The sequence below is a fragment of the Pseudoalteromonas sp. SIMBA_162 genome, assembly GCF_046535955.1.
Taxonomy (GTDB): Bacteria; Pseudomonadota; Gammaproteobacteria; order Enterobacterales; family Alteromonadaceae; genus Pseudoalteromonas; species Pseudoalteromonas marina.
The window spans coordinates 1-404 of the sequence record NZ_JAWJBQ010000100.1 but is presented as its reverse complement, the minus strand read 5'-3'; the positions used below and the strand labels follow the sequence as shown (position 1 = coordinate 404).

Sequence of the window (404 nt, the reverse complement as noted above, 5' to 3'; positions counted from 1 at the left end):
CTATAAGCTTTATCCTCACAATACTTTCTTTCTAGCTTAAATACTTTCATAGCCATCTCAATGTATAAGTCACGGTTATTTACATAAGCATCAATCATAGAATCGTCACCAGTAAAATGTGCTAATACACGTGGTTCAATTTGACTATAGTCTACCCCTATAATTACATGATTCTCTGCTGGAATTATCATTTTTCTAGCTAAGTATGGCAAGTTTTGTAGATTAGGTTTCTGTGAAGCAAATCGTCCTGTTGCAGTTTGTACCTGAAGGAATTGTCCATGTAAACGTCCGTCCTTCTGTACCATTTCAGGCATTGGATGGATATAGGTACTGTAAAGCTTATTTAAGTCACGGAACTTCAGTAATAATTGAAGTGGCTTACTTTGACTAGAAAGCTTCTTCAG

1 protein-coding gene is annotated in these 404 nt (G+C 35.9%); it reads right to left on the bottom strand.

What is annotated here, in order from left to right; translation table 11 throughout:
• Positions 1-404, bottom strand: a 404-nt coding sequence (locus R0J88_RS18885; protein ID WP_410900710.1) for a DNA polymerase, incomplete at both ends; no start/stop codon positions are given.